At 71.6% G+C, this 22317-nt stretch carries 20 protein-coding genes and 1 pseudogene; 6 read left to right on the top strand and 15 right to left on the bottom strand.

Annotated elements, in window-relative coordinates:
- On the bottom strand, positions 1-1644 hold the full coding sequence (locus CLT71_RS00670) for an ATP-binding protein (protein WP_101365369.1): 1644 nt from the start codon (positions 1642-1644) through the stop codon (positions 1-3).
- Positions 1641-2381 carry a response regulator transcription factor gene (locus tag CLT71_RS00675; protein WP_101365370.1) on the bottom strand — a complete coding sequence of 247 codons (741 nt, stop codon included), beginning with the start codon at positions 2379-2381 and terminating at the stop codon, positions 1641-1643. The genes CLT71_RS00670 and CLT71_RS00675 overlap by 4 nt, the downstream gene beginning before the upstream one ends.
- Positions 2382-2539: 158 nt before the next feature.
- Between CLT71_RS00675 and CLT71_RS00680 the strand changes: the two genes are divergently transcribed.
- On the top strand, positions 2540-2725 hold the full coding sequence (locus tag CLT71_RS00680; RefSeq protein ID WP_101365371.1) for a hypothetical protein: 186 nt from the start codon (positions 2540-2542) through the stop codon (positions 2723-2725).
- 121 nt (positions 2726-2846) lie between these two features.
- Positions 2847-3863: a DUF389 domain-containing protein gene (locus CLT71_RS00685; RefSeq protein WP_101365372.1), complete on the top strand. Its 1017-nt coding sequence runs from the start codon at positions 2847-2849 to the stop codon at positions 3861-3863.
- A 38-nt stretch (positions 3864-3901) separates the two neighbouring features.
- Here the strand turns inward: CLT71_RS00685 and CLT71_RS00690 are convergent, their stop codons facing one another.
- Entirely contained in the window at positions 3902-6418 is a 2517-nt protein-coding gene (locus CLT71_RS00690; RefSeq protein ID WP_101365373.1) for a Tex family protein, read from the bottom strand.
- Between the two features lie 145 nt (positions 6419-6563).
- Here CLT71_RS00690 and CLT71_RS00695 point away from each other — a divergent pair, with 145 nt between their 5' ends.
- On the top strand, positions 6564-8549 hold the full coding sequence (locus tag CLT71_RS00695; protein WP_101365374.1) for a primary-amine oxidase: 1986 nt from the start codon (positions 6564-6566) through the stop codon (positions 8547-8549).
- A 163-nt stretch (positions 8550-8712) separates the two neighbouring features.
- Here CLT71_RS00695 and CLT71_RS00700 read toward each other — a convergent pair whose 3' ends face one another.
- Positions 8713-9372, bottom strand: a complete 660-nt coding sequence (locus CLT71_RS00700) for a GOLPH3/VPS74 family protein (RefSeq protein WP_158242137.1) — start codon at positions 9370-9372, stop codon at positions 8713-8715.
- Between the two features lie 221 nt (positions 9373-9593).
- On the opposite strand from CLT71_RS00700, the gene CLT71_RS00705 reads away from it, so the two are divergent.
- Positions 9594-11078, top strand: coding sequence for an APC family permease (locus tag CLT71_RS00705; protein ID WP_101365376.1), 1485 nt, complete (start codon positions 9594-9596; stop codon positions 11076-11078).
- A 171-nt stretch (positions 11079-11249) separates the two neighbouring features.
- Here the strand turns inward: CLT71_RS00705 and CLT71_RS00710 are convergent, their stop codons facing one another.
- Complete coding sequence (locus tag CLT71_RS00710; protein ID WP_486483636.1) at positions 11250-12329, bottom strand: MBL fold metallo-hydrolase; 1080 nt, start codon at positions 12327-12329, stop codon at positions 11250-11252.
- A gap of 247 nt (positions 12330-12576) precedes the next feature.
- Between CLT71_RS00710 and CLT71_RS00715 the strand changes: the two genes are divergently transcribed.
- Entirely contained in the window at positions 12577-13236 is a 660-nt protein-coding gene (locus tag CLT71_RS00715; RefSeq protein ID WP_101365377.1) for a class I SAM-dependent methyltransferase, read from the top strand.
- Between the two features lie 115 nt (positions 13237-13351).
- Here CLT71_RS00715 and CLT71_RS00720 read toward each other — a convergent pair whose 3' ends face one another.
- From CLT71_RS00720 to CLT71_RS00745, 7 genes and pseudogenes are all read right to left on the bottom strand, one after another.
- Positions 13352-14362: a serine hydrolase gene (locus CLT71_RS00720; RefSeq protein WP_486482961.1), complete on the bottom strand. Its 1011-nt coding sequence runs from the start codon at positions 14360-14362 to the stop codon at positions 13352-13354.
- A 161-nt stretch (positions 14363-14523) separates the two neighbouring features.
- Complete coding sequence (gene deoC / locus CLT71_RS00725) at positions 14524-15198, bottom strand: deoxyribose-phosphate aldolase (RefSeq protein WP_101365378.1); 675 nt, start codon at positions 15196-15198, stop codon at positions 14524-14526.
- A complete protein-coding gene (locus tag CLT71_RS00730) occupies positions 15195-15686 on the bottom strand; it encodes a GntR family transcriptional regulator (RefSeq protein ID WP_486483637.1) in 492 nt (163 codons plus the stop codon). The genes deoC and CLT71_RS00730 overlap by 4 nt, the downstream gene beginning before the upstream one ends.
- A 48-nt stretch (positions 15687-15734) precedes the next feature.
- A pseudogene (locus tag CLT71_RS37715) lies at positions 15735-15914 on the bottom strand (GntR family transcriptional regulator); the annotation flags it as partial.
- Positions 15915-16060: 146 nt separating this feature from the next.
- Positions 16061-16822, bottom strand: a complete 762-nt coding sequence (locus tag CLT71_RS00735; RefSeq protein ID WP_101365379.1) for a succinate dehydrogenase/fumarate reductase iron-sulfur subunit — start codon at positions 16820-16822, stop codon at positions 16061-16063.
- Complete coding sequence (locus CLT71_RS00740) at positions 16819-18756, bottom strand: fumarate reductase/succinate dehydrogenase flavoprotein subunit (RefSeq protein WP_101371015.1); 1938 nt, start codon at positions 18754-18756, stop codon at positions 16819-16821. Before CLT71_RS00740 ends, CLT71_RS00735 begins: the two co-directional genes overlap by 4 nt.
- 38 nt (positions 18757-18794) lie before the next feature.
- Positions 18795-19526, bottom strand: a complete 732-nt coding sequence (locus CLT71_RS00745) for a succinate dehydrogenase cytochrome b subunit (protein WP_101365380.1) — start codon at positions 19524-19526, stop codon at positions 18795-18797.
- Between the two features lie 29 nt (positions 19527-19555).
- On the opposite strand from CLT71_RS00745, the gene CLT71_RS00750 reads away from it, so the two are divergent.
- Positions 19556-20491, top strand: a complete 936-nt coding sequence (locus CLT71_RS00750) for a LysR family transcriptional regulator (protein ID WP_101365381.1) — start codon at positions 19556-19558, stop codon at positions 20489-20491.
- Between the two features lie 49 nt (positions 20492-20540).
- On the opposite strand, the gene CLT71_RS00755 is transcribed toward CLT71_RS00750, so the two are convergent.
- From CLT71_RS00755 to CLT71_RS36860, 3 genes are all read right to left on the bottom strand, one after another.
- Positions 20541-21338 carry a class I SAM-dependent methyltransferase gene (locus CLT71_RS00755; RefSeq protein WP_101365382.1) on the bottom strand — a complete coding sequence of 266 codons (798 nt, stop codon included), beginning with the start codon at positions 21336-21338 and terminating at the stop codon, positions 20541-20543.
- A gap of 74 nt (positions 21339-21412) precedes the next feature.
- Positions 21413-21997 (bottom strand): DUF1707 SHOCT-like domain-containing protein, encoded by a 585-nt coding sequence (locus CLT71_RS00760; RefSeq protein WP_199187455.1) that lies wholly within the window; start codon positions 21995-21997, stop codon positions 21413-21415.
- Between the two features lie 91 nt (positions 21998-22088).
- Positions 22089-22238 carry a hypothetical protein gene (locus CLT71_RS36860; protein ID WP_158242138.1) on the bottom strand — a complete coding sequence of 50 codons (150 nt, stop codon included), beginning with the start codon at positions 22236-22238 and terminating at the stop codon, positions 22089-22091.
- Positions 22239-22317: the final 79 nt, after the last annotated feature.

The raw sequence follows: 22317 nt of genomic DNA on the forward strand, positions 1-22317 counted from the left end.
TCAGGACGGCCGGACCGGCAGGGTGATCGTGAACGTGGTGCCGGCGCCCAGTTCGCTGGTCACCCGGACTCCGCCGCCGTGGTCGGTGAGGATCTGCCGGACGATGGAGAGGCCAAGCCCGCTGCCGCCGGTCTGCCGGCCGCGCGCCGAGTCGGCCCGCCAGAACCGGTCGAAGACGTACGGCAGCGCCTCCGGGGCGATTCCCGAACCGCTGTCGACGACCTGGATCACGGCCGAGTCACCGGCCCGACGCAGCGTGAGCCGCACCTCGCCACCCTCGGGGGTGGCCCGCAACGCGTTGGTGATCAGATTGCCGACCACCTGTCGCAGCCGGTCCGGGTCGGCGTGCACGGCAACCGGTTCGGCGTCCACCAGCAGGGTCACCCCGGCCGCGTCCGCACCGGCCCGGTGCGCGGTACGGCACGTCTCCAGCAGTTCGGCCAGGTCCACAGTGGTCCGGTGGTACGCCAGGCTGCCGGCCTCGGCCAGCGCGAGATCCTGGAGGTCGTCGACGATCCGCTGCTGCAACACCGCCTCCTCGTGCAGCGAGGCGAAGAGTTCCGGATCGGGGTCGATCACGCCGTCGGAGAGCGCCTCCAGATAGCCGCGCAGGTTGGCCAGCGGGGTACGCAACTCGTGCGCCACGTCGGCGACCAGCCGGCGCTGGCGTTCCTCGCCGCGCTGCAACGAGTCCGCCATCCGGTTGAACGACCGGGCCAGCACGGCGATCTCGTCGTTCCCGCGCACCGGCACCCGGCTGGTCAGGTCGCCCCGGCCGAGCCGCTGGGAGGCGGCGGTCAGGATCGCGATCGGGCGCAGCACCCGGTGGCTGAGCAGGGCGGTGGCGATGATCGCCACCGCCGCCACCCCGGCCGCGGCGGCCAGCAGCGGACCGACCACGAGCGTCCGGTCGTCCTCGTCGCCGACTCCGAGGATGACCTGGGCCGGTTCGGGCGCCACCTCCGCGATCCCGACGTTGAACGCCTCGACCAGGCAGTAGTCCCTCGGCTCGCTCGGGTCGGTCGTGGCGCAGGCGGTGGAGAGCGCGACCAGGTCGACCTGGATCGCCCGTTCGGCACGGGTCGCCTGGTCGAGACAGTGCCGGCCCACCTCCGGACGGGTCGAGACGGCCGCGGTCAGGTCGTATTCGGGTATTCCGAACCGGCCCGGCTTCTGGATCGGCTCGATCCCGTTGCGGGTCAGGCAGGCGGCGAACCGGACGCCGACGCGGTAGTGGTGCAGCTGCTCGGCGGCGACGCCCGCCGGATCGGCGGCCACCCCGGAGAGGTTGAGGGTGGGGCGGGGATTGACGTATCCGTTCACGGTGCCGAGTTCGCGTACCGCCCGCTCCGGGTTGGCTTCGTGGTCGGTGTCCACGAGTACCCAGCCGGACTCGGTGACCAGGTGGATGCGCTGGCCGGTCTGCGCACCGAGCTGTACGACGAGATCCCGGACCCCCTCCCAGGTGCCGTGCAGCCGGCCGTAGTCGCGCAGCTCGGCGGTGACCCGGTCCACCGAGGCGGCGGCGGCACCGGACTCGTCGATCTGCCGGGACGCCTGCCGGAGTACCAGCCAGAGGGTCGCGGCGGTCGCGCTCACCGCGACCAGCATCACCAGGCCGAGTACCCGTAACCGGAAGCTCACGCCGACGGGTCCGGACCGGCGGCGGTCTCCTCCGGGCTCCGCTGCGCACCGGACTGTTCGGCCAGTCGGTAGCCCCGGCCGAAGACGGTCTGCACGTAGCGCGGCTCGGCCGGATCGATCTCGATCTTGCGACGCAGGTTCATCACGTGTGCGTCAACCGTCCGCTCCAGCACGTAGTGGTCGAAGCCGAAGGCCCGGTCGATGATCTGCGCCCGGGTGAACGCCCGGCCCGGCTCGCCGGCCAGCACCTCCAGGATGCCGAACTCCTTGGCGGTGAGCGTGACCAGCCGCCCGCCGATCCGCACCTCGAACCGGCCCGGGTCGACCTCCAGGTCACCGACCCGGAGCACCGCCTGGTTGCCCGCGCTGAGCACCCCGGCGCGGCGCAGCAGGGCCCGGACCCGGGCGGCCAGCTCCCGTGGGCTGTACGGCTTGGTCAGGTAGTCGTCGGCGCCGATGTCCAGCCCGAGCAGCACGTCGTCCTCGGTGGTCCGGGCGGTCAGCAGCAGGATCGGCAGGTTGGACTCGGCCCGCAGGATCCGGCAGACGTCCAGCCCGTCCACCACCGGCATCATCACGTCCAGCACCACCAGGTCGGGGCGGCGGGCCCGGACCTGCTCCAGGGCGGCCCGCCCGTCACCGACGACGAGCACGCTGTGGCCCTCCCTCTCGAGATAGACCCGGACCAGGTTGGCCTGCTTCGGGTCGTCCTCGGCGACCAGTATCCGCGCGCTCATGTGTCCCCATTCTGCCTGCTCCGGGCGGCATCGATTAGAGCGCCGTCGAGGTGAAGAAGTGATGAATTCGCGATCCGGAAACGGTCAGGGGGTGGCTCGAATCCGGTGCCCACACGTTCTTGACAGCTTTCGCACATCCGCGCTCCTACCGTGCGGACATGTCGAACGGGATCGCTGTCGTACCCGGCGGGCCGGTCGACCGGGCCCGGCGCGCGGCGCTCCGGCGCCGGATCCGGGAGACCCTGGCCCTGCGCCGCGCCGATGCGGCCGCCGGGCTCCGGTCCACGTCCGCAGGAACAACTGGCAGCCCGATCGGCGAGGTCGGACCCGACACGACGACCTGACCGGGCGACCTCGACCGAGGGCGCGGCGAACCCTGACCGGGCGTCGTCGGAGCGGGCGGGGCACTAGAGTCGTCGCCGACCGAACCAGGCGCCGGCCGTGGTCGGGTGGAGGATGACTGGCGTGCTGCAGCTGAGGATCATCGTGCCGACCGACCGGTCCGCGGCCGTACAGGAACTGCTCGCCGCCGATCCCGCCGTGGCGCACCTCATCGTGCTGCCCGGCGCCGCCCGTACACCCCCGGGTGACGTGCTGCTCTGCGACGTCGTACGGGAGGGTGCCGACGAGGTACTCGACGCGTTGCGGGCGCTCGGCGTGGACCGGGCCGGCGGGGTGGTCGGCGACGGGGTGGACATCACCCTCTCGGCCGCGGCCGACCGGGCCGAGCGGGCGGCACCCGGGCTGGGTACCGACGCCGTGGTCTGGGACGAGATCGCCCAGAAGACCGGGGAGGAGACCCGGCTGTCGGTGACGTACCTGCTGCTGATCACCCTGGCCACGGTCATCGCCGGCATCGCGGTACTGCTCGACCAGCCCATCCTGATCATCGGCGCGATGGTGGTCGGCCCGGAGTTCGGGCCGCTGGCGGCGCTCTGCGTGGCGCTGCTGCGCTGGCGGGGGCGGGTCATCCGACGTTCGCTGCTGGCGCTCGGCGTCGGCTTCCTCACCGCGATGGCGGTGACCGTGCTCAGCACCTGGGCGCTTACCGCCGCCGGTCTGATCGACAGGTCGATGCTGCTCGCCGAGCGGCCGATGACGGACTTCATCTGGCGGCCGGACGCGCTCTCCTGGGTGGTCGGCTTCCTGGCCGGGGTGGCCGGGATGCTCTCGGTCACCTCGAACCGGTCCGGCTCGCTGGTCGGAGTGCTGATCTCGGTCACCACCGTTCCGGCGGCGGCGAACGTCGCGGTCGCGCTCGGCTACGGCGTCTTCGACGAGGCGCTCGGCTCGCTCATCCAGTTGCTTATCAACCTCTGCGCGATCGTCGTGGCCGGTGTCTTCACGCTGCTCGTGCAGCGCCTGTGGTGGGAGCGGGTCGCCGCCGCCCGGCCGGCCTGGATCCGCTGGGGCCGTCCCGCGCCCGCTCCCCGGGAACCCGACGCGGCCGACTCACCCCGTTCGGTGCCGGACCGCAGGTGAGCCCGCCGCGACCGGCGGGTCGCGGCGGGCCGTGCCGGCTACCGGCCGGGGCGGTGCCCGTCGAGGCCCTTGTCCAGGCCGGCCCGGCGTAGCGCGTCGGCCAGCGCACCGCCGCCGAACCCGCCGGAGCCGCCGCCGGACCGGTTGCCACCACCGGACCGGCCGCCGCCGGAGCGGCCACCGGCACCGGAGCGGCCACCACCACCACCGGGGCCGCCCTGGCGCTGCCGGCCGGCGGGCTCACCACCCCGGTCCCGCGCGGGGCGGGGCTCGGCCTCGTCCTCCAGGCGCAGGGTCAGCGAGATCCGCTTCCGGGGTACGTCCACGTCGAGCACCTTCACCCGGACCACGTCGCCGGGCTTCACCACGTCGCGCGGGTCCTTGACGAAGTTGCGGGACATCGCCGAGACGTGCACCAGACCGTCCTGGTGCACCCCGACGTCCACGAACGCGCCGAAGGCGGCCACGTTGGTGACCACCCCCTCCAGCAGCATCCCCGGCGACAGGTCGCCGATCTTCTCCACCCCTTCGGCGAAGGTCGCGGTCCGGAACGCCGGCCGGGGGTCCCGACCCGGCTTCTCCAGCTCCTTCAGGATGTCGGTGACGGTCGGCAGCCCGAACGTGTCGTCGACGTACTCGCTCGGCCTGAGCTTGCGCAGCACGGCGGTCCTGCCGATCAACCCGGAGAGGTCGCTGCCGGTGCTGGAGAGGATCCGCCGGACCACCGGGTACGCCTCCGGGTGCACGCTGGAGGCGTCCAGCGGGTCGTCACCGCCGGGGATGCGCAGGAAGCCGGCGCACTGCTCGAACGCCTTCGGGCCGAGCCTCGGCACCTGCTTGAGCGCCTGCCGGGTCCGGAACGGGCCGTTGGCGTCCCGGTGCAGCACGATGTTCTCGGCCAGCCCGGCGCCGATCCCGGAGACCCGGGTCAGCAGCGGCGCGGAGGCGGTGTTGACGTCGACGCCGACGCCGTTGACGCAGTCTTCCACCACCGCGTCCAGCGAGCGGGAGAGTTTCACCTCGGAGAGGTCGTGCTGGTACTGGCCGACGCCGATCGAGCGCGGGTCGATCTTGACCAGCTCGGCGAGCGGGTCCTGGAGCCGGCGGGCGATCGAGACCGCGCCGCGCAACGAGACGTCCAGGCCGGGCAGCTCCTGGGAGGCGTACTCGGAGGCGGAGTAGACCGAGGCGCCGGCCTCGGAGACCACCACCTTGGTCAGGTTCAGGTCGGCGTACCGCTTGATCAGGTCACCGGCCAGCTTGTCCGTCTCCCGGGAGGCGGTGCCGTTGCCGATCGCCACCAGCTCGACCCGGTGCGCCCGGGCCAGCTTGGCCAGCGTCTCGATCGAGGCGTCCCACTGCCGGCGGGGCTCGTGTGGATAGATCGTGTCGGTCGCCACCACCTTGCCGGTCGCGTCGACCACCGCCACCTTCACCCCGGTACGCAGCCCCGGGTCGAGTCCCATCGTCGGGCGGGTACCGGCCGGCGCGGCGAGCAGCAGATCGCGCAGGTTGGTGGCGAAGACGCGTACCGCCTCGTCCTCGGCCGCCTGCCAGAGCCGCATCCGCAGGTCGGCACCGAGGTGGATCAGGATCCGGGTCCGCCACGCCCAGCGCACCGTGTCGGCGAGCCAGCGATCCGCCGGACGGCCCCGGTCGGCGACGCCGAACCGGGCGGCGATCTCCTGCTCGTAGCGGGTGGGCCCGACCGGGGCGTCGTCCGGCGCGGGCGCCTCCTCCGGGTCCATGGTCAGGTCGAGCACGCCCTCCTTCTCGCCCCGGAACATCGCCAGGATCCGGTGCGAGGGGAGCCTGGTGTACGGCTCGGCGAAGTCGAAGTAGTCGGCGAACTTGGCGCCGGCCTCCTGCTGGCCGTCGCGTACCCGGGAGACCAGCCGGCCCCGCGACCACATCTGCTCGCGCAGCGAACCGATCAGGTCGGCGTCCTCGGCGAACCGCTCGACCAGGATGGCCCGGGCGCCGTCCAGCGCGCCGGTCGGGTCGGCCACCCCGGCGTCCGGGTTGACGAAGCCGGTCGCCACCGTGCGCGGATCCTGGCTCGGGTCGGCCAGCAGCGTGTCGGCCAGCGGCTCCAGCCCGGCCTCCCGGGCGATCTGCGCCTTCGTCCGCCGCTTTGGCTTGTAGGGCAGGTAGATGTCCTCCAGCCGGGCCTTCGAGTCGGCCGCCATGATCTGCGCTTCCAGCGCCTCGTCCAGCTTGCCCTGGCCGCGGATCGACTCCAGCACCGCCGCCCGGCGCTCCTCCAGCTCCCGCAGGTAGCGCAGCCGCTCCTCCAGGGTGCGCAGCTGGGTGTCGTCGAGCGACTCGGTGGCCTCCTTGCGGTAACGCGCGATGAACGGCACGGTCGAGCCGCCGTCGAGCAAGTCCACCGCGGCCCGTACCTGCCGCTCGTGTACGCCGAGTTCCTCGGCGATCCGCTGGTGCACAGAGCGCGGCTGCGCAGAGGTTGTCACGTCGTGTTCCGCCTTCTCCACTCGGTTCCGCCCGCACCCGCCGCCGGGACCGGCACAGGGCTTCTGGGCGCCGGGAAGCATTGTGCCGCACCCGCCGGACACCGGCCTCCGCACCGGCCGGGGCGATGGGAAGGAGCCACAGGTTCACGCGCCGTCGGCTATGGACAACCGAGAGTGATTCGGGTTAGGTCGGCTCGGAGTGTTCCACGAATCGACGAGGACCGACATGACTCTTCTGGCCGACGACCGGCCCGCCGGCTCCGGTGCGGGCGTCACCGACGGGCATCCGCTGGCCCGGCTCACCGCCGACGAGATCCGGGTCGCCCGGACCGTGCTGGACCGGGCAGGGCTGCTCGGTCTGACCGTACGCTTCGCCCTGCTGGCCCTCGAGGAGCCGGCCAAGGACGTGGTGCTGGCGTACCGGCCGGGTGATCCGGTGGACCGCCGGGTCCGGGCGGTACTGCTCGACGTCGCCACCGGCGTCGCCCGGACCGTACTGGCCTCGGTGACCACCGGCACCGTAGAGGCGGTACGCGAGCACGACGCGGCCCGGGACGGCCAGCCGCCGATCATGCTGGAGGAGTTCGTCGCCGTCGACGAGATCGTCAAGGCCGACCCGGGCTGGCGGGCCGCGATGGAACGCCGGGGCATCACCGACCTCGAACTGGTCCGGCCCTGCCCGCTCTCGGCCGGCGACTTCGACCTGCCGGGGGAGCGGGGCCGGCGACTGCTGCGGGTGCTCTCCTTCCTCGCCCACCGGCCGGAGGACCACTGCTGGGCGCACCCGATCGACGGCGTGGTGGCGTACGTCGACCTGACCGAGCGCCGGGTCGCCGAGCTGATCGACCACGAGCTGCTGCCGGTACCGGCCGAGGAGGGCAACTTCGACGACCCGGCGTACGTCGGGCCGGCCCGGACCAGCCTGAAGCCGATCGAGATCACCCAGCCGGAGGGGCCGAGCTTCTCGGTCGACGGTGACGTGGTGCGCTGGGAGAACTGGAGCTTCCGGGTCGGTTTCGACCCCCGGGAGGGGCTGGTACTGCACCAGCTCGGCTTCACCGACGCCGGCCGGGAGCGTCCGGTGCTCTACCGCGCCTCGGTCGCCGAGATGGTGGTCCCGTACGCCGACCCGAGCCCGGTACGGTTCTGGCAGAACTACTTCGACGCCGGGGAATACCTCCTCGGCCAGCAGGTGAACTCCCTGGTGCTGGGCTGCGACTGTCTCGGCGAGATCTACTACTTCGACGCGGTGCTCGCCGACGGTGCGGGCGAGCCGCGTGAGGTGGCCAACGCGATCTGCCTGCACGAGGAGGACCACGGGGTGCTGTGGAAGCACACCGACCTCTTCACCGAATCCGCGGAGACCCGTCGGCAGCGCCGGCTGGTCATCTCCTACTTCGCCACCGTCGGCAACTACGACTACGGCTTCTACTGGTACCTCTACCTCGACGGCACCATCCAACTGGAGGTTAAGGCGACCGGGGTGCTCTTCACCTCGGCCTACACCGAGGGCAGCCGGTACGCCACAGAGGTGGCGCCGGGACTCGGCGCGCCGTACCACCAGCACCTGTTCAGCGCCCGGCTCGACGTGACGGTCGACGGGGTCCGCAACTGCGTCGACGAACTCGACGTACGGGCGCTGCCGGTCGGCCCGGAGAACCCGTACGGCAACGCCTTCACCCGGGTGGCGACCCGGCTGTCGACGGAGTCCGACGGTGCCCGCGACGCCGACGCCTCGGTCGGCCGGAGTTGGCGGATCTCCAACCCGGAGCGGTTGGGTCGACTCGGCCGGCCGGTCGGGTACCAGCTCCGTCCCGAGGGCCAGTCGGTGCTGCTCGCCGCCGCCGACTCCTCGGTTGCTCGCCGGGCCGCCTTCGCCACCCGCGCGCTCTGGGTCACCCGCTACGACCCGGAGCAGCGGTACCCCGCCGGTGACCTGGTCAACCAGCATCCGGGCCAGGCGGGGCTGCCGGAGTACGCCGCGGCCGACCGGCCGATTGACGGCGAGGACATCGTGCTCTGGCACACCTTCGGCACCACGCACTTCCCCCGCCCGGAGGAGTGGCCGGTGATGCCGGTGGACCGGTGCGGCTTCACGCTGCGGCCGGACGGCTTCTTCGACCGCAACCCCACCCTGGACGTGCCGGCGAGCACCGCGACGCACTGCCGCGCGGCCGGCGACGAGTCGACCGCCACCTGCTCCGGCGGCTGAGGCTCGGCCCGGCGAACCCGGTCGACCCAACCACAGCCGGGCCGGTCAGCGACGCGGTCTGAGCGCGCTCAGCAGCACAGCCTGAGCGCGCTCAGCAGCGCCGGCGTGACCAGCATCAGCAGCACGCGGCGTGACCAGCATCAGCAGCGCGGGGCGAGGGCGGTCAGCGGCGTAGCGTGAGTGCGGTGGCGGCGACGGCGGCGTCGACCGCGTCGAGCAGGTCGCCGAGTTCCGTCGGAAGCAGCCGACGGGCGGCGGCGATCCGCTCGGCGACGATGGTCCGGTTGGCCGGGATCAGTGCCCGGACCAGTCCACCGGCCCGGACCAGCCCGGCCAGCGTCGCGGTACGCGCGTCCAGTGGCTGGTCGGAGCGCTCCAGGACGGCGTTGAGCCGCACCCGGGGTCGGGCCACCCGGTTCGGGTCCAGCCCGGGAAAGCGCACCGTGGTGCGCAGGTTCAGTCCCCGGGTGGTCATCCGGCGTACCGCGCCCGCGCTGACCAGGCGGTCGCCGACGTGGTCCCTGACCCGGGGAGCGAGGAACTCCAGCCACGAGCGCGCGGGATGGCCGTCGCCACGACGTACCATCTCGGCCAGCACGCGGTCGGTCACCGGCTCCCGCCAGGCGCGGTCGTCGGCGACGTAGACGGCCGACCGGACGAGGGTGATCCGGGCGTCGAAGAGCAGTTCGGCGAGGAGCGCGCCGGAGAGGGCGGTGTCCACCAGATTCGCCGCGGCGTGCGGCTTGCCGCTGTAGTCGTCGTGCGCGATGAGGAACAGCTCGTCGGCCAGCCGCTCGGTGGGTGGGTCCGGGTAATTGGTCATGGTCATCCTCGGCCGGCCGCCTGGCGTGCCGGGGCGGTCACTCCGCAACGTCGATGCAGGACGGTACGGCATGCACACTGTCCGTTCAACCCGCCCTGGCCCTGCGTGTTTGGATACTGTGATGTGTCGATCTCTTGTAGCGGGGCGTGATCACCCATAATCTCTCCGGTGTTATTCGAGAATTCCTTTCTCGTCACTCCCACATCGAGAGAGACCGACATATGTCATCGAGTTCCACACCGGAGACCGGTCTGCGCCGGGGACGTCTGGGCACCGTGCATCTCGTCTTCTTCACAGTCGCGGCGTCGGCGCCGCTGACCGTGCTCGGCGGTGGCGTCACGACGATGTACGCCGTCAGTGGCAACGTCGGGGCGGCGCTGTCCTATGTGCTGCTCGCCGCCGTCCTCGGTGTCTTCGCAGTCGGCTACGCCGCGATGAGCAGGTTCGTGAGCAACGCCGGTGCGTTCTACTCCTACATCGCCAACGGGCTGGGCCGGGCGGGCGGGGTGGCCGGCTCCTTCATCGCGCTGGCCTCGTACAACGCGATCCAGATAGGACTGTACGGCCTCTTCGGCGCCATCCTCGGCGACTTCATGGCGACCAAGTTCGGCATCGAGCGGCAGTGGTGGATCTGGGCGCTGGTCGGGCTGGTGGTGGTCGCGGTCCTCGGCGTACTCCAGGTCGACCTGAACGCGACGGTCCTCGCGGTGCTGCTCCTGCTCGAATGCCTCGCCGTCGTCATTTTCGACGTGGTCTCGTTCGGCAACCCGGCCGGCGGCAGCATCAGTCTCGCCGGACTCGACCCCGGCAACCTCTTCGCGGCGGGGCTCGGCGCCGTGTTCGCGCTCGGGATCGCCTGCTTCACCGGGTTCGAGTCCGGGGCGATCTACAGCGAGGAGGTCCGGGATCCCCGGCGCACCGTGGCCCGGGCCACCTATGTCGCGGTCGCCTTCACCGGCGCCTTCTACGCGCTGTCGGCCTGGGCGCTGACCGTGGTCACCGGCCCGGAGAACGCCCAGGCCGCCTCGGTCGAGGCCGGTCCGGGAGTCGTCTTCGGCACCCTGGCCGAGTATGCCGGCAGCACCGTGGCGGACGTGGCCAACCTGCTCTTCATCACCTCGGTGCTGGCCGCCCTGCTGTCGTTCCACAACGGCGTGGCCCGGTATCTCTTCGCGCTGGGCCGGGAGCGGGTCCTGCCCTCCTTCCTCAGCCAGACCGGGATCCGCACCGGGGCGCCGGTCGCCGGCTCGCTGAGCCAGACCCTGCTGGCCCTGGGCGTGGTACTCGCCTTCGTGCTGGCCGACCGCGATCCGGTGCTCGACCTGTTCACCTGGCTCAGCGGTGTCTCGGCGGTCGGGGTGGTGCTGCTGATGACCCTCACCTCCGCCTCGGTGGTGGGCTTCTTCCGCCGCCGCCCACAGGTCGGGGTCGGCGCCTGGCAACGACTGGTCGCCCCGGCGTCGGCCACGGTGCTGCTGTTCGCCGTCCTGATGGTGCTGCTGGTGAACTTCGACGCGCTGCTCGCCCCCGGAAACCCGAGCTACCTGGCCTGGGTGCTGCCCGGGGTCATCCTGGTCGCCGCGCTGGTCGGGCTCGGCTGGGGGCTGCTGCTGCGCACCACCCGACCGGCCGTCTACGCGGCCGTCGGCCGGGGCGTGGCCGACCCGTCGCCGGCCGAGGAGACGGATCTCGCCCTGACCCGCTGACCGCCGCCCCGGCCGCCGGTCGGTCCGGCCGCCGGTTGCTCCGGTCGTCGGTTGCTCCGGCCGCCGGTCGGTCCGGCCGCCGGTCGGTCCGGCCGCCGTTCACTCCGGGGCCGGGGCCGGGGCCGGGGCCGGGACTGCGCGGGGCGGGAAGGATTCCGTCCGGTCGGCGGATCAGCCGAGCGGACGCCACCAACCGTCCACCGGGGGCGGGTGGTCCACTGCCACCCGCTCACCGGGACGCGGCACCGCCAGGCGTACGCCCCGGGCTTCGGCCTCCCGGCAGAGCCGGTCCACCGGTTCGGCCCAGCCGTGCGGGGCGAGGTTGAAGGTGCCCCAGTGCACCGGGATGAAGAGCCCGCCGCGCAGGTCCAGGTGTGCGGTGACCGCCTCCTCCGGGAACATGTGGATGTTCGGCCAGGCGGTGGCGTACGCGCCGATCTGGATGAGCGTGACGTCGAACGGGCCGTACCCGGCGCCGATCTCGGCGTAGCCCTCGAAGTAGCCCGAGTCGCCGGAGCAGAAGACCCGACGGGTCCGGCCGGCCACCACCCAGGAACTCCAGAGGGTACGGTCCCGGGCGAACCCGCGCCCGGAGAAGTGCCGGGCCGGGGTGGCGGTGACGTCGAGCCCAGCGACCGAGACGTGTTCGCCCCAGTCCAACTCCACGATCCGCTCCGCCGGTACGCCCCAGCGCTCCAGGTGGGCGCCGACCCCGAGCGGCACCAGGAAGGGCACGGACTGGGCGTCCCGCAGGGCGCGTACGGTCGGCATGTCCAGGTGGTCGTAGTGGTCGTGCGAGATGAGCACCGCGTCCAGCCGGGGGAGCCGGTCCAGCGGCACCGGCATGGGATGCAGCCGGCGCGGGCCGACCCGGGCCGACGGCGAGCAGCGGTCGCTCCAGACCGGGTCGAGCAGCACCCGCCGTCCCTCGATCTCGATCAGCGCCGACGCGTGGCCGTACCACAGAACGTTCAGCTCATCGGGCGGGGCGCTGACCGGCTCGACGGTCTCCGGCACGAGTACCGGCACACTGCCGGACGGCTGCCGGGGCTGGTCGCCGAAGAGCAGTTCCCGGAGGATGCCCGCTCCGGTGCCGGGGAGCGCGATCCGGGTACTCGCCGGGTTGCGGAACGCGCCGGCCCGGAACTGCGGCGAGCGGCGTACCCGATCGGCCCGGTCGCCGTCGGGGAGCCGGCCGAGCGCGGCCGGCACGTCCCGGAACGCCCAGGCCGCCGCGCCGAGCGCGGCCAGCGCGATCGGCCAGCGCAGGCGCCGCCGACGACGGCGCCGGGCCGCGACGTCGCCCCGTCCTGCTGTTACGCGCATCTGCTCCGGACCCCCTCGTCCCCACGAGCGAGGGTACGCCGGCCGGCGGGTGCCCGGTGCGGACAGCCTCGGACCCGGGTACGTCGCCCGCTCGGCCGCCCGTGCCGACGTCCGGCTCGGCGGACCGGTGGCGGCGTCGGGCTCGGCTGACCGGTCGTTAGGGTTGCCGTCCATGACCGAGGCACCGTTCCTGCACGCCACCCGTGAGTCCTACGACGCGCTCTCCGTCGACCACCTCGACATCGTCGCCACCGAGCTTTCCCGGATGCCGGTGGACCGGGCAATGCTGGCCCTCTTCGCCGAGTGGGTCACGGCGACCGGCAACACGACGGTGGCCGATGTCGGCTGTGGCCCCGGTCGGCTGACGAAGGCCCTGCACGAACTCGGTCTGGCGGCGTTCGGCGTCGACCTGTCGCCGAGGATGATCGCCCTGGCCAGGCGGGCCTGTCCCGAGCTGCGGTTCGAGGTGGGGTCGATGCTGGCGCTGGACATCCCGGACGCGTCCCTGGGCGGCCTGCTGGCCAACTACTCGATCATCCATGTTCCCTGGGAGCGCCGCCCCGAGGTCTTCGCGGAGTTCCGTCGGGTGCTGGCCCCGGGCGGGCAGCTGATGCTCGCCTTCCAGGTCGGCGACGACCGCAAGCGCTACGAGCGGGTGGACGACCTGACGATCTCGCTCGACTTCTACCGTCAGCAGCCGGAGGAGGTCGCCGGGCTGTTGGCCGAGGCCGGCTTCGAGGTCCGGTTGAAGGCCGTCCGGGCACCGGACTCCGAGCGGGAGCTGACCCACCAGGGATACCTGCTGGCCCGTCGCCCCGTCGACGCCGGCTAGCCCCGCCGGCCGCCCCGACCCGTCGACCCCGGTCAGCGCCGCCGGCCGCCCCGACCCGACCGGGTCGGGGCCGCCAGGCACGACCGGAATCCGGCGTCGATCCGCCTGGTCGGGGTCAGCCGCCGTTGGTCGGCTGGTACATCCTGGGGCGGCGGGCCGGCACCGACAGGTTGCTCAGCCCGTCGACCGCGGTCAGGAAGGCCGGTCCCATCGCGGCCCGGGCCTGCACCGCCGGATGGGTCGAGCCGAAGTTGCCCGGGTCGGCCTGGCCGTCGGCGAAGAGCACGTACGTCAGCACCGGCGTACCGGCCGGGTCGAAGATCAGTCCGGCCTCGTGCCGGGCGTTGCCGAACCAGCCCGCCTTGGTGGCGATCCGGGCCCGGTCGGCCGAGGACATGTTCCGGCGGATGCCGTCGGTGAACGCGATAGGCGAGCGGAGCTGGTTGAGCAGGAAGGTGGTCGAGGTGACGGAGAGCAGCGTGCCCCGGACCAGCGCCTGGAGCAGGTCGTGTGTCTCCCGTGCGGTGCTGGTGCCGAGGAAGAACCGGTTCGGGTTGGCGACCGGCTCGACCTGGGTCTTCGGGAAACCCTTGCCGACCAGGATCTGGTTGAGTTCGGCGGCCGGGCAGACCAGGCCGCAGAGCCGGACGGCGGTGTCGTCGGAGACGGTGAGCAGCGCCGCCAGCACGTGCCCCAGGGTCACCGAGCTGGGGTAGGCGCCGTCCAGGCTGAAGATCCCGTCACCGCCGGGCACCACGATCGCCGAGGTGACCTCGACACGTTGGTCCAGGGTGAGTAGCCCTCGGTCGACCTTGTCCAGTACCGCCGTCGCCACCGCGATCTTGTTGACGCTGTACGCCTCGACGACTGTGTCCGGGTTCTCCCGTACCGCCGGCAGTGGTGTCGGGCCGGTACCGCTGGCGACGCTCAGGTACGCGTACCAGTTGCCGCCGGCCTTCGTCTTCTCCCGCCGGTAGATCGCGGCGACCTGGTCGGCACGGGCCCGGTCGGGGGTGTCGAGTCCCCGCCCGCCACTGTTCGGGGCGGCCATCGCCGGAGTGGCGGTACCGAGCACGACGCCGGCGGTGGCGGCGGTGCCGATGCCCAGTGCGGTCCTGCGATTCACCCTGCTCACAGTGTGCTCCCGTCGGAGGGTCGAGGTCGCCGGTCGCCGGCTGCCCGGTGCGACGCGCCCGGCCGCGGCGGCTGCCGGATCTGCGGTCTGCTGACCCTAACGATAGGCGACCTCGCCCCCTGCCCCTAAAGCCACCGGCTGGCGCCCGAACATCAGGATCCGTGAATGCTCCGTTCGCGGGCGGCGAACTCGTCGAGGATCGCTTCGGTGGCGGTGGCGCCGAACCGGGTTGCACCGGACCCATGCAAGGTCAGCAGGGTGTCAAGGGTGCGGACGCCGCCGGCGGCCTTGACCTCGATGCGCGGGGACACCGTTGCGCGCATGAGCTGGATGTCGGCCAGGGTGGCGCCGCCGGGGGCGAAGCCGGTGCTGGTTTTCACGAAGTGCGCGCCGGCCTGTTCGGCAAGGCGGCAGCCGGTGACCTTCTGCTCGTCGGTCAGGTAGGCGTTCTCCAGGATGACCTTGACGACGCGCCCCTGTGCGGCGGCGACCACCGCGGCGATGTCGTCGTGCACGTATCCGGTCTCTCCGTCGCGCAGCCGTCCGACGTGCAGCACCATGTCGATCTCGTCGGCGCCGGCCTCGACCAACGCGCGGGTCTCGGCGACCTTGACTGTGGTAAGGCCGTCGCCGTGCGGGAAACCGGCGACGGTCCCGATGAGCACGCCAGTGCCCGCGAGCGCCGCCTTGGCGAGCTTGACGTCGGACGGGCGCACGCAGACCGACGCGGTGTCACGGCGGGCGGCGATGTCACAGCCACGGCGGATGTCGTCGATGGTCAGCTCGGGGCGCAGCAGCGAGTGGTCGATCATCTTGGCGACATTCATCGGAGTTCTCCTGTCTGGGGTGGCTGCACGTCGAAGGTCACGTGCAGGACGTAGCGGGCCCCGACGTAGCGGCTGACGGTGTATTCGAGGGGGGTGGCGTGCTGGTCGACGATGAGGCGGGTCTCGACCAGCAGCGGCTCGGTCTCCGGCACGTGCAGGTGCTCGCCGTCGGGCCCGGCCGGTTGGGCGGTGAGTGTCGAGGAACCCAGCGTCGGGCGCAGCCCCAGCTCGTGCACGGCCCGGTGCAGTGACCCGGCTTCCAGGTCACGATCGAGCAGGGCGTCCAGATGCGGCGGGAAGCAGGCGTACTCCATGGCCAGCGGCACCCCGTCGGCCAGCCGTACGCGAGCGATCGATATCACCCGTGGCGCCGCCGCGACAAGCTGCAACGCCGTGGCCTCCTCGGCAGAAGCTGGCCGGAACTCGGCGTCGATCAGGCGCGACGACGGGGTCCGGCCCCAGCCACGGACCTGATCCTGAAAACTCATCAGGGTCCCAGCCGCTCGCGGGGCCGGCCGCTGCCGCACGAACGTTCCCCGTCCCTGAATCCGCTCGATCAAGCCGTCCGTCTCGAGGGCGTTCAGTGCCGCCCGCACGGTCATCCGCGCGACGCCGAACTCTTGGGCGAGTACCGACTCTGCCGGCACCACATCTCCGGGCCGCGCCCGCGCGAGGCGCGCCCGTAGTTCCCGCTCTATCCGCACGTACAGCGGCATCTTCGCCACAGCTCCTCCAGGTCATCTAGACAATTCAGATGTTGTCACGAACCTGGGATCTGCCGCTACCGAACGTGCTCGACAGCACTCTCGACCAGCGGCATCGCGCTGGCGGCTGCCACCCGACTGTGGAGGGTGGCGGCGGGTCAGGTGCCGGGCGTGCCGTCCCGTTCCCGGGTGGCCTTGAGGTAGTCGCGGTTGAGCCGGCCGATGCTGGTCAGCGGAATCCCCTTCGGACAGACGGCCGTGCACTCGCCGATGTTGGTGCAGCCGCCGAAGCCGGCCTCGTCGTGCGCGTCGACCATCCCGACGACCCGGGTGAAGCGTTCCGGCTGGCCCTGCGGCAGCAGGCTCAGGTGGCTCACCTTGGCGGCGGTGAAAAGCATCGCCGAGCCGTTCGGGCAGGCCGCGACGCAGGCGCCGCAGCCGATGCAGGCGGCCGACTCGAAGGCGGCGTCGGCGTCGGCCTTGCGGACCAGTTGGGCGTGTGCCTCCGGGGCGGCACCGGTCGGCGCGGTGACGTATCCGCCGGCCGCGATGATCCGGTCGAGCGGGGCCCGGTCCACCACCAGGTCCTTGATCACCGGGAACGCCCTGGCCCGCCACGGCTCGATGTCGATGGTCTGGCCGTCCCGGAAGTGGCGCATGTGGAGCTGACAGGCGGTGGTGGCCCGTTCCGGCCCGTGCGCCACGCCGTTGATCACCATGCCGCAGGCGCCGCAGATGCCCTCCCGGCAGTCGTGGTCGAAGGCGACCGGTTCCTCGCCGTCGAGGGTCAGCCGGTCGTTGAGTACGTCAAGCATCTCCAGGAACGACATGTCGGGGGAGACGTCCGGGACCTGGTAGCTGACCATCCGGCCGGGATCGTCCGGTCCGCTCTGGCGCCAGATCCGCAGGGTCAGGTTCACTTGTAACTCCGCTGGGTCGGGTGGACGTACTCGAATGTCAGGTCTTCCCGGTGCAGCACCGGCGGTCGGTCGGCGCCGGTGAACTCCCAGGCCGCCACATAGCTGAAGTTGTCGTCGTCGCGCTGCGCCTCGCCGTCGGGGGTCTGGCTCTCGGCCCGGAAGTGCCCGCCCGCCGACTCGGTACGGTGCAGCGCGTCGATGCACATCAGCTCGGCCAGCTCGAAGAAGTCGGCGACCCGGCCGGCCTTCTCCAGCGCCTGGTTGAGCCCCTCGCCGTCGCCGGGCACCCGCACCCGCTGCCAGAACTGCTCCCGCAGGCCGCGGATCTCGGCGAGCGCCTTGCGCAGCCCGGCGTCGCTGCGCTCCATTCCACAGTGGTCCCACATGATCTGGCCCAGCTCGCGGTGGAACGAGTCGACGGTCCGGTCGCCCTGGCAGGCGAGCAGCCGGCCGAGCCGGTCGGTGACGTCGTCCCGGGCCGCCACCACCTCCGGGTGGTCCTCGGTCAGCGGCTCGAACGGCCCGGCGGCGAGATAGTCGGCGATGGTGCTGGGCAGCACGAAGTAGCCGTCGGCCAGGCCCTGCATCAACGCCGAGGCACCGAGCCGGTTCGCGCCGTGGTCGGAGAAGTTCGCCTCACCGATCACGAAGAGGCCGGGGATCGTCGACTGGAGGTCGTAGTCGACCCAGAGCCCGCCCATCGTGTAGTGCACGGCCGGATAGATCCGCATCGGCACCTCGTACGGGTCCTCGCCGGTGATCCGCTGGTACATCTCGAAGAGGTTGCCGTACCGGTCGGCGATGGCGGAGCGGCCGAGCCGGTCGATCGCGTCGGCGAAGTCGAGATAGACGCCGAGCCCGGTCTGCCCGACGCCCCGGCCGGAGTCGCAGACGTTCTTGGCCGCCCGGGACGCGATGTCCCGGGGGACCAGGTTGCCGAAGGACGGGTACATCCGCTCCAGGAAGTAGTCCCGCTCGTCCTCCGGGATCTGCCGCGGTGGCCGGTCGTCGCCGGCCGCCTTCGGCACCCAGACCCGGCCGTCGTTGCGCAGCGACTCGCTCATCAGGGTCAGCTTCGACTGGTGGTCGCCGGAGACCGGGATGCAGGTGGGGTGGATCTGCGTGTAGCAGGGGTTGGCGAAGAGCGCGCCCTTGCGGTGCGCCCGCCAGGTGGCGGTGACGTTGCAACCCTTGGCGTTGGTGGAGAGGTAGAAGACGTTGCCGTACCCGCCGGAGGCCAGCACCACGGCGTCGGCGAAGTCGCAGGAGATCTCGCCGGTGACCAGGTCGCGGACCACGATGCCCCGGGCCCGCCCGTCGACCACGATCAGTTCCAGCATCTCGTGCCGGCTGTGCATCTCGACCCGGCCCAGCCCGATCTGCCGCTCCAGCGCCTGGTACGCCCCGAGCAGCAACTGCTGGCCCGTCTGGCCCCGGGCGTAGAAGGTGCGCTGCACCTGGGCGCCGCCGAACGAGCGGGTGTCGAGCAGTCCGCCGTACTCCCGGGCGAACGGCACGCCCTGGGCCACCGCCTGGTCGATGATCTCCACCGAGACCTCGGCGAGCCGGCGTACGTTCGACTCCCGGGAGCGGAAGTCGCCGCCCTTGACGGTGTCGTAGAAGAGCCGCTGGATCGAGTCGCCGTCGTTGCGGTAGTTCTTGGCCGCGTTGATGCCGCCCTGCGCGGCGATCGAGTGCGCCCGGCGCGGGCTGTCCTGGTAGCAGTACGACCTGACCTGGTAGCCCTGCTCGCCAAGCGTCGCCGCGGCCGAGCCGCCGGCCAGCCCGGTGCCGACGACGATCACCGTCAGCTTGCGCCGGTTGGCCGGGTTGACCAGTTTGGCGGCGAAGCGGCGGCGCTGCCACCGGGTCTCGATCGGCCCGTCCGGGGCCCTGGTGTCGGCGATCGGCTCCCCGATCGTGAAGAGGTCCAGCCCATTGGTGGAGTTCACCAGCCCGTTGGTGGAGTTCATCAGCGCACCAATCCCGCGATCACCGCGAAGGGGACGACCAGGTAGCCGGCGCAGAGCGCGACGGCGAATCCGAGCGAGAGCGCCCGGGCCCGGGCCTCGCCCCGGGGAGTCTGCTGACCGAGGCTGCGGAACGCGCTGAACATGCCGTGCCGCAGGTGGAAGCCGAGCGTGACGATCGCGATGGTGTAGAGCAGGGTCACGTACCAGCGTTCCGGCGCGAAGTCGGCGGCCACGTTCGCGTACGGCCGGCGCGGGTCGCCGACCGGGTTCAGGTCGCCGGTGGTCAGGTCCAGCAGGTGGTAGACGACGAAGAGGGCGATGATCACCCCGCCCCAGCGCATCGTCCGGGCCGCGTAGCTGCCGTGCACCTTGGGGCGGTGCGCGTACCGGACGGGGCGGGCAGCCCGGGCCCGCCTGGCCAGTACGGTGGCCGACCAGATGTGCGCGACAAGCGCGATTCCGAGTACGGCGCGCTGGATCCACAGGTACCAGGTGTCCGGCAGCACCGGGGCGCCGATCGTACGCAGCCAGTGCGCGTAGTGGTCGAACGACTCGGGGCCGAAGAAGATCTTGAGATTGCCGAGCATGTGCGCGATGAGGAAGAGCACCAGCAGGATGCCCGTCACCGCCATCACGGCCTTGAGGCCGATGCTGGACCGGATCGGCGACCGCGTCGATACAGCTGTCACCTGACAAACGCTAGGAGTGCTCTGACCAGTCGTCCAATGCATCGAAGCCTCAGCAACGATAGCTGTAGGCTATCGAGGTGCAGCTCCACCAGTTGAGGTATTTCGTGGCGGTGGCAGAAACCCGGCATTTCACTCATGCCGCCGACAACGTGGGCATTACCCAGCCGTCGTTGAGTAAGCAGATTCACGCCCTGGAGACGGAACTCGGCGCGCCGCTCTTCGAACGGGTACGCGGCAACATCGGGCTGACGGCGGCCGGTGAGGTGCTGCTGCCGTTCGCCGAGCGCATCCTCGCCGACGTCGACACCGCCCGCCGGGAGGTGCAGGAACTCGTCGGGGTCCGGCGCGGCCGGGTACGCCTCGGCGCCACCCCCAGCCTGGCCACCTCGCTCGCCCCGACCGTGCTGCGCCGGTTCCGGGACGTGCACCCCGGCGTCGACCTGCGGGTGGAGGAGAGCGGCTCACAGGACCTCGTCCGCGACCTGCTCCGGGGCGAACTGGACCTGGCGCTGATCATCCTCCCGGCGACCGGGGCCGATCCGGCGCTGATCGCCGAACCGATCCTCCGGGACAACCTGGTGGTCGCCTCGCTCAACCCGCTGCCGATGACCGACTCGGCCGGCACCATGCACCTCACCGACCTGCGCCACCAGCCGCTGGTGATGTTCCGGCAGGGCTACGACCTGCGCGACGTCACCCTGCGGGCCTGCCGGGAGGCGGGCTTCGAGCCGAGACTCTCGGTCGACGGCGGCGAGATGGACGCGGTGCTGAGCTTCGTTGAGGCGGGACTCGGCGTGGCCCTGGTGCCGGGCATCGTGGTCGCCCGGCGCCCGAGGCTCTGGGTCACCCCGCTCGCCCCGCCCGGGGTGCACCGGACCATCGCGCTGGCCCGGCGCCGGGAACCGGAACCCACGCACGCGGCGCGGGCGTTCCGGCGGATCCTGCTCGAATACCTGGGTACGGCGGCCGAGAACTCGACCCTGCCGGCGGGCGTCACACCGTACTGAGGCGGCGGGAAGAGCCCTGTCGGGCACGGTGGCCGGGACCGGGACCGGGTCAGGGTGTCCGGTGCGCGATCGCGAGCCGGGTCCGGTACTGCTTGGTGATTTCTCCGTTGTAGACGTTCTCGATCAGGTTGCTGATGCAGGCGAACATGTCGCTGCGGGCCTGGGGTGCCATGGCTCGGTGGCCGGAGTAGGTCATGAGAAGGTCCAGGTACTCGCGAGCCGTGTAGGTCTGCTGCCACGGGTAGCGGCGAAACTCGACCGGCCCGAAGCGTGCCGACCGCTCGAACTCGGCTGCCTCGTCGGCGGTCTCGTCAGCGTTGGTCAGCCGCATGCCGGGCGGTGTCGTGGGGTCGAAGCGTTCGTAGCATCGTTGTACGTCGGCGAAGAAGTCGTTCGTTCCACCGGCTATGTGGTGGGTCGAGATGATGCCGAGGGCTCCGCCGGGACGCAACAGGTCAGCTGCCTTGATCATGCGCACCCCGGGGTCGAGCCAGTGGAACGCGGTCGCGGAGAGAAGCGCGTCGAAATTTCCGGCCGACGGCTGCCAGTCCTCGAACGCCGCGGCGACGACTGTGACGTTCGGGAACCGGGCGAGATTGCGTCGGGCGACGGCGGCCATGTCGGGGCTGAGGTCCATCGCGACGACGGTGCAGCCGAGTTGTGCCAGCGGCAGGGTCGCCTGGCCGGTACCGCATCCGATCTCCAGTACCCGAGCGTGCGGGCCGAGACCGGCGAGCGTGCTGAGGTCGGTGAACAGTGCGGGTGGATAGCCGGGACGGCACTTGTCGTAGAGTTCGGCGTCCTGGCCGAACGTGGTGCGCAGCGTCTCTCGGTTGGTGTCGGCCATGGTGGCTGGTGGTCCCTTCGGGTAGGCGCTCGAAGGCGGCGACCGGATCAGCAACGCGACCGGCCGCGGCCGGTTTACCAGCGCCAGCGCCAGAAGCGGCGCTCGTAGCGGACAACCAGGGTGCCGGCAGCGGTGCTGCCGGTGACGACGAGGTGCGGTGCGGTCGAGCCGGGTTCGGGGGTGGACGGCACCTTTGCCTTGGCCGTGCCGGCGCTCGTGTTGACCCCGTCGATGTTGGCGGTCGCGCCCGCCGGCAGCACGATGGTCGTGGAGCCGGCCTGGGTGGCGAGGTCGATCTCGACCACCCGGTGGTTGATCACGGCGTGCCGCAGGTCGAGCTTGACGCTGCCGGCCTTGCTGTTCACCACCAACCGTCGGGGTACGGCCCACCGTCCGGAGCGCTTGATCTCTCCGGCGAAGCTGCTCAGCTCGACGACCTCGTCGGGTGTGATGGTCGGTGCGACGGCCGGCAGGTCGGCGACGTAGGGCTCCACCTCGCTGTAGGTCCGGGCCCGCAACACGCCGTCGACGCGCTCCTCGAACTCGGGCAGGGTCAACCGGCCCTCCGCGACCGCAGCGCTCAACCGGGAGACGACGGCCTCCCGCTCGGCGTTGGAGAGGCGCACCTCCCGCTTCTGCGGGACCAGGTCACCATTCACCTGACCAACACTACGGTTCGGGCGACACGGACAGGAACCCGGCCGGCTCGGTCAGGCGCGCCAGATGTCGCAGGCGCCCGTGTCTCGTCGGTCAGGGTTGGGCGCGGTGCTGGCCGGCGAGTTCGGCGGTGGTGGTTCCGCAGCGTGGGCACCAGCGGGACTTGACCCTGAAGGCGAAGAGCCCGGCGAGGAAGCCGAGCAGGGTGCAGCCGACGACCGTGCAGAACAGGCGCAGCAGCATTGGCGACCTCCTCAGGTGGTGGGATGCCGGGCAGCCTGGTTGCCGCCAGTGCTCTGCCCGGCATCCCGGTTACGGGACG

The organism is Plantactinospora sp. CNZ320 (genome assembly GCF_002846275.1).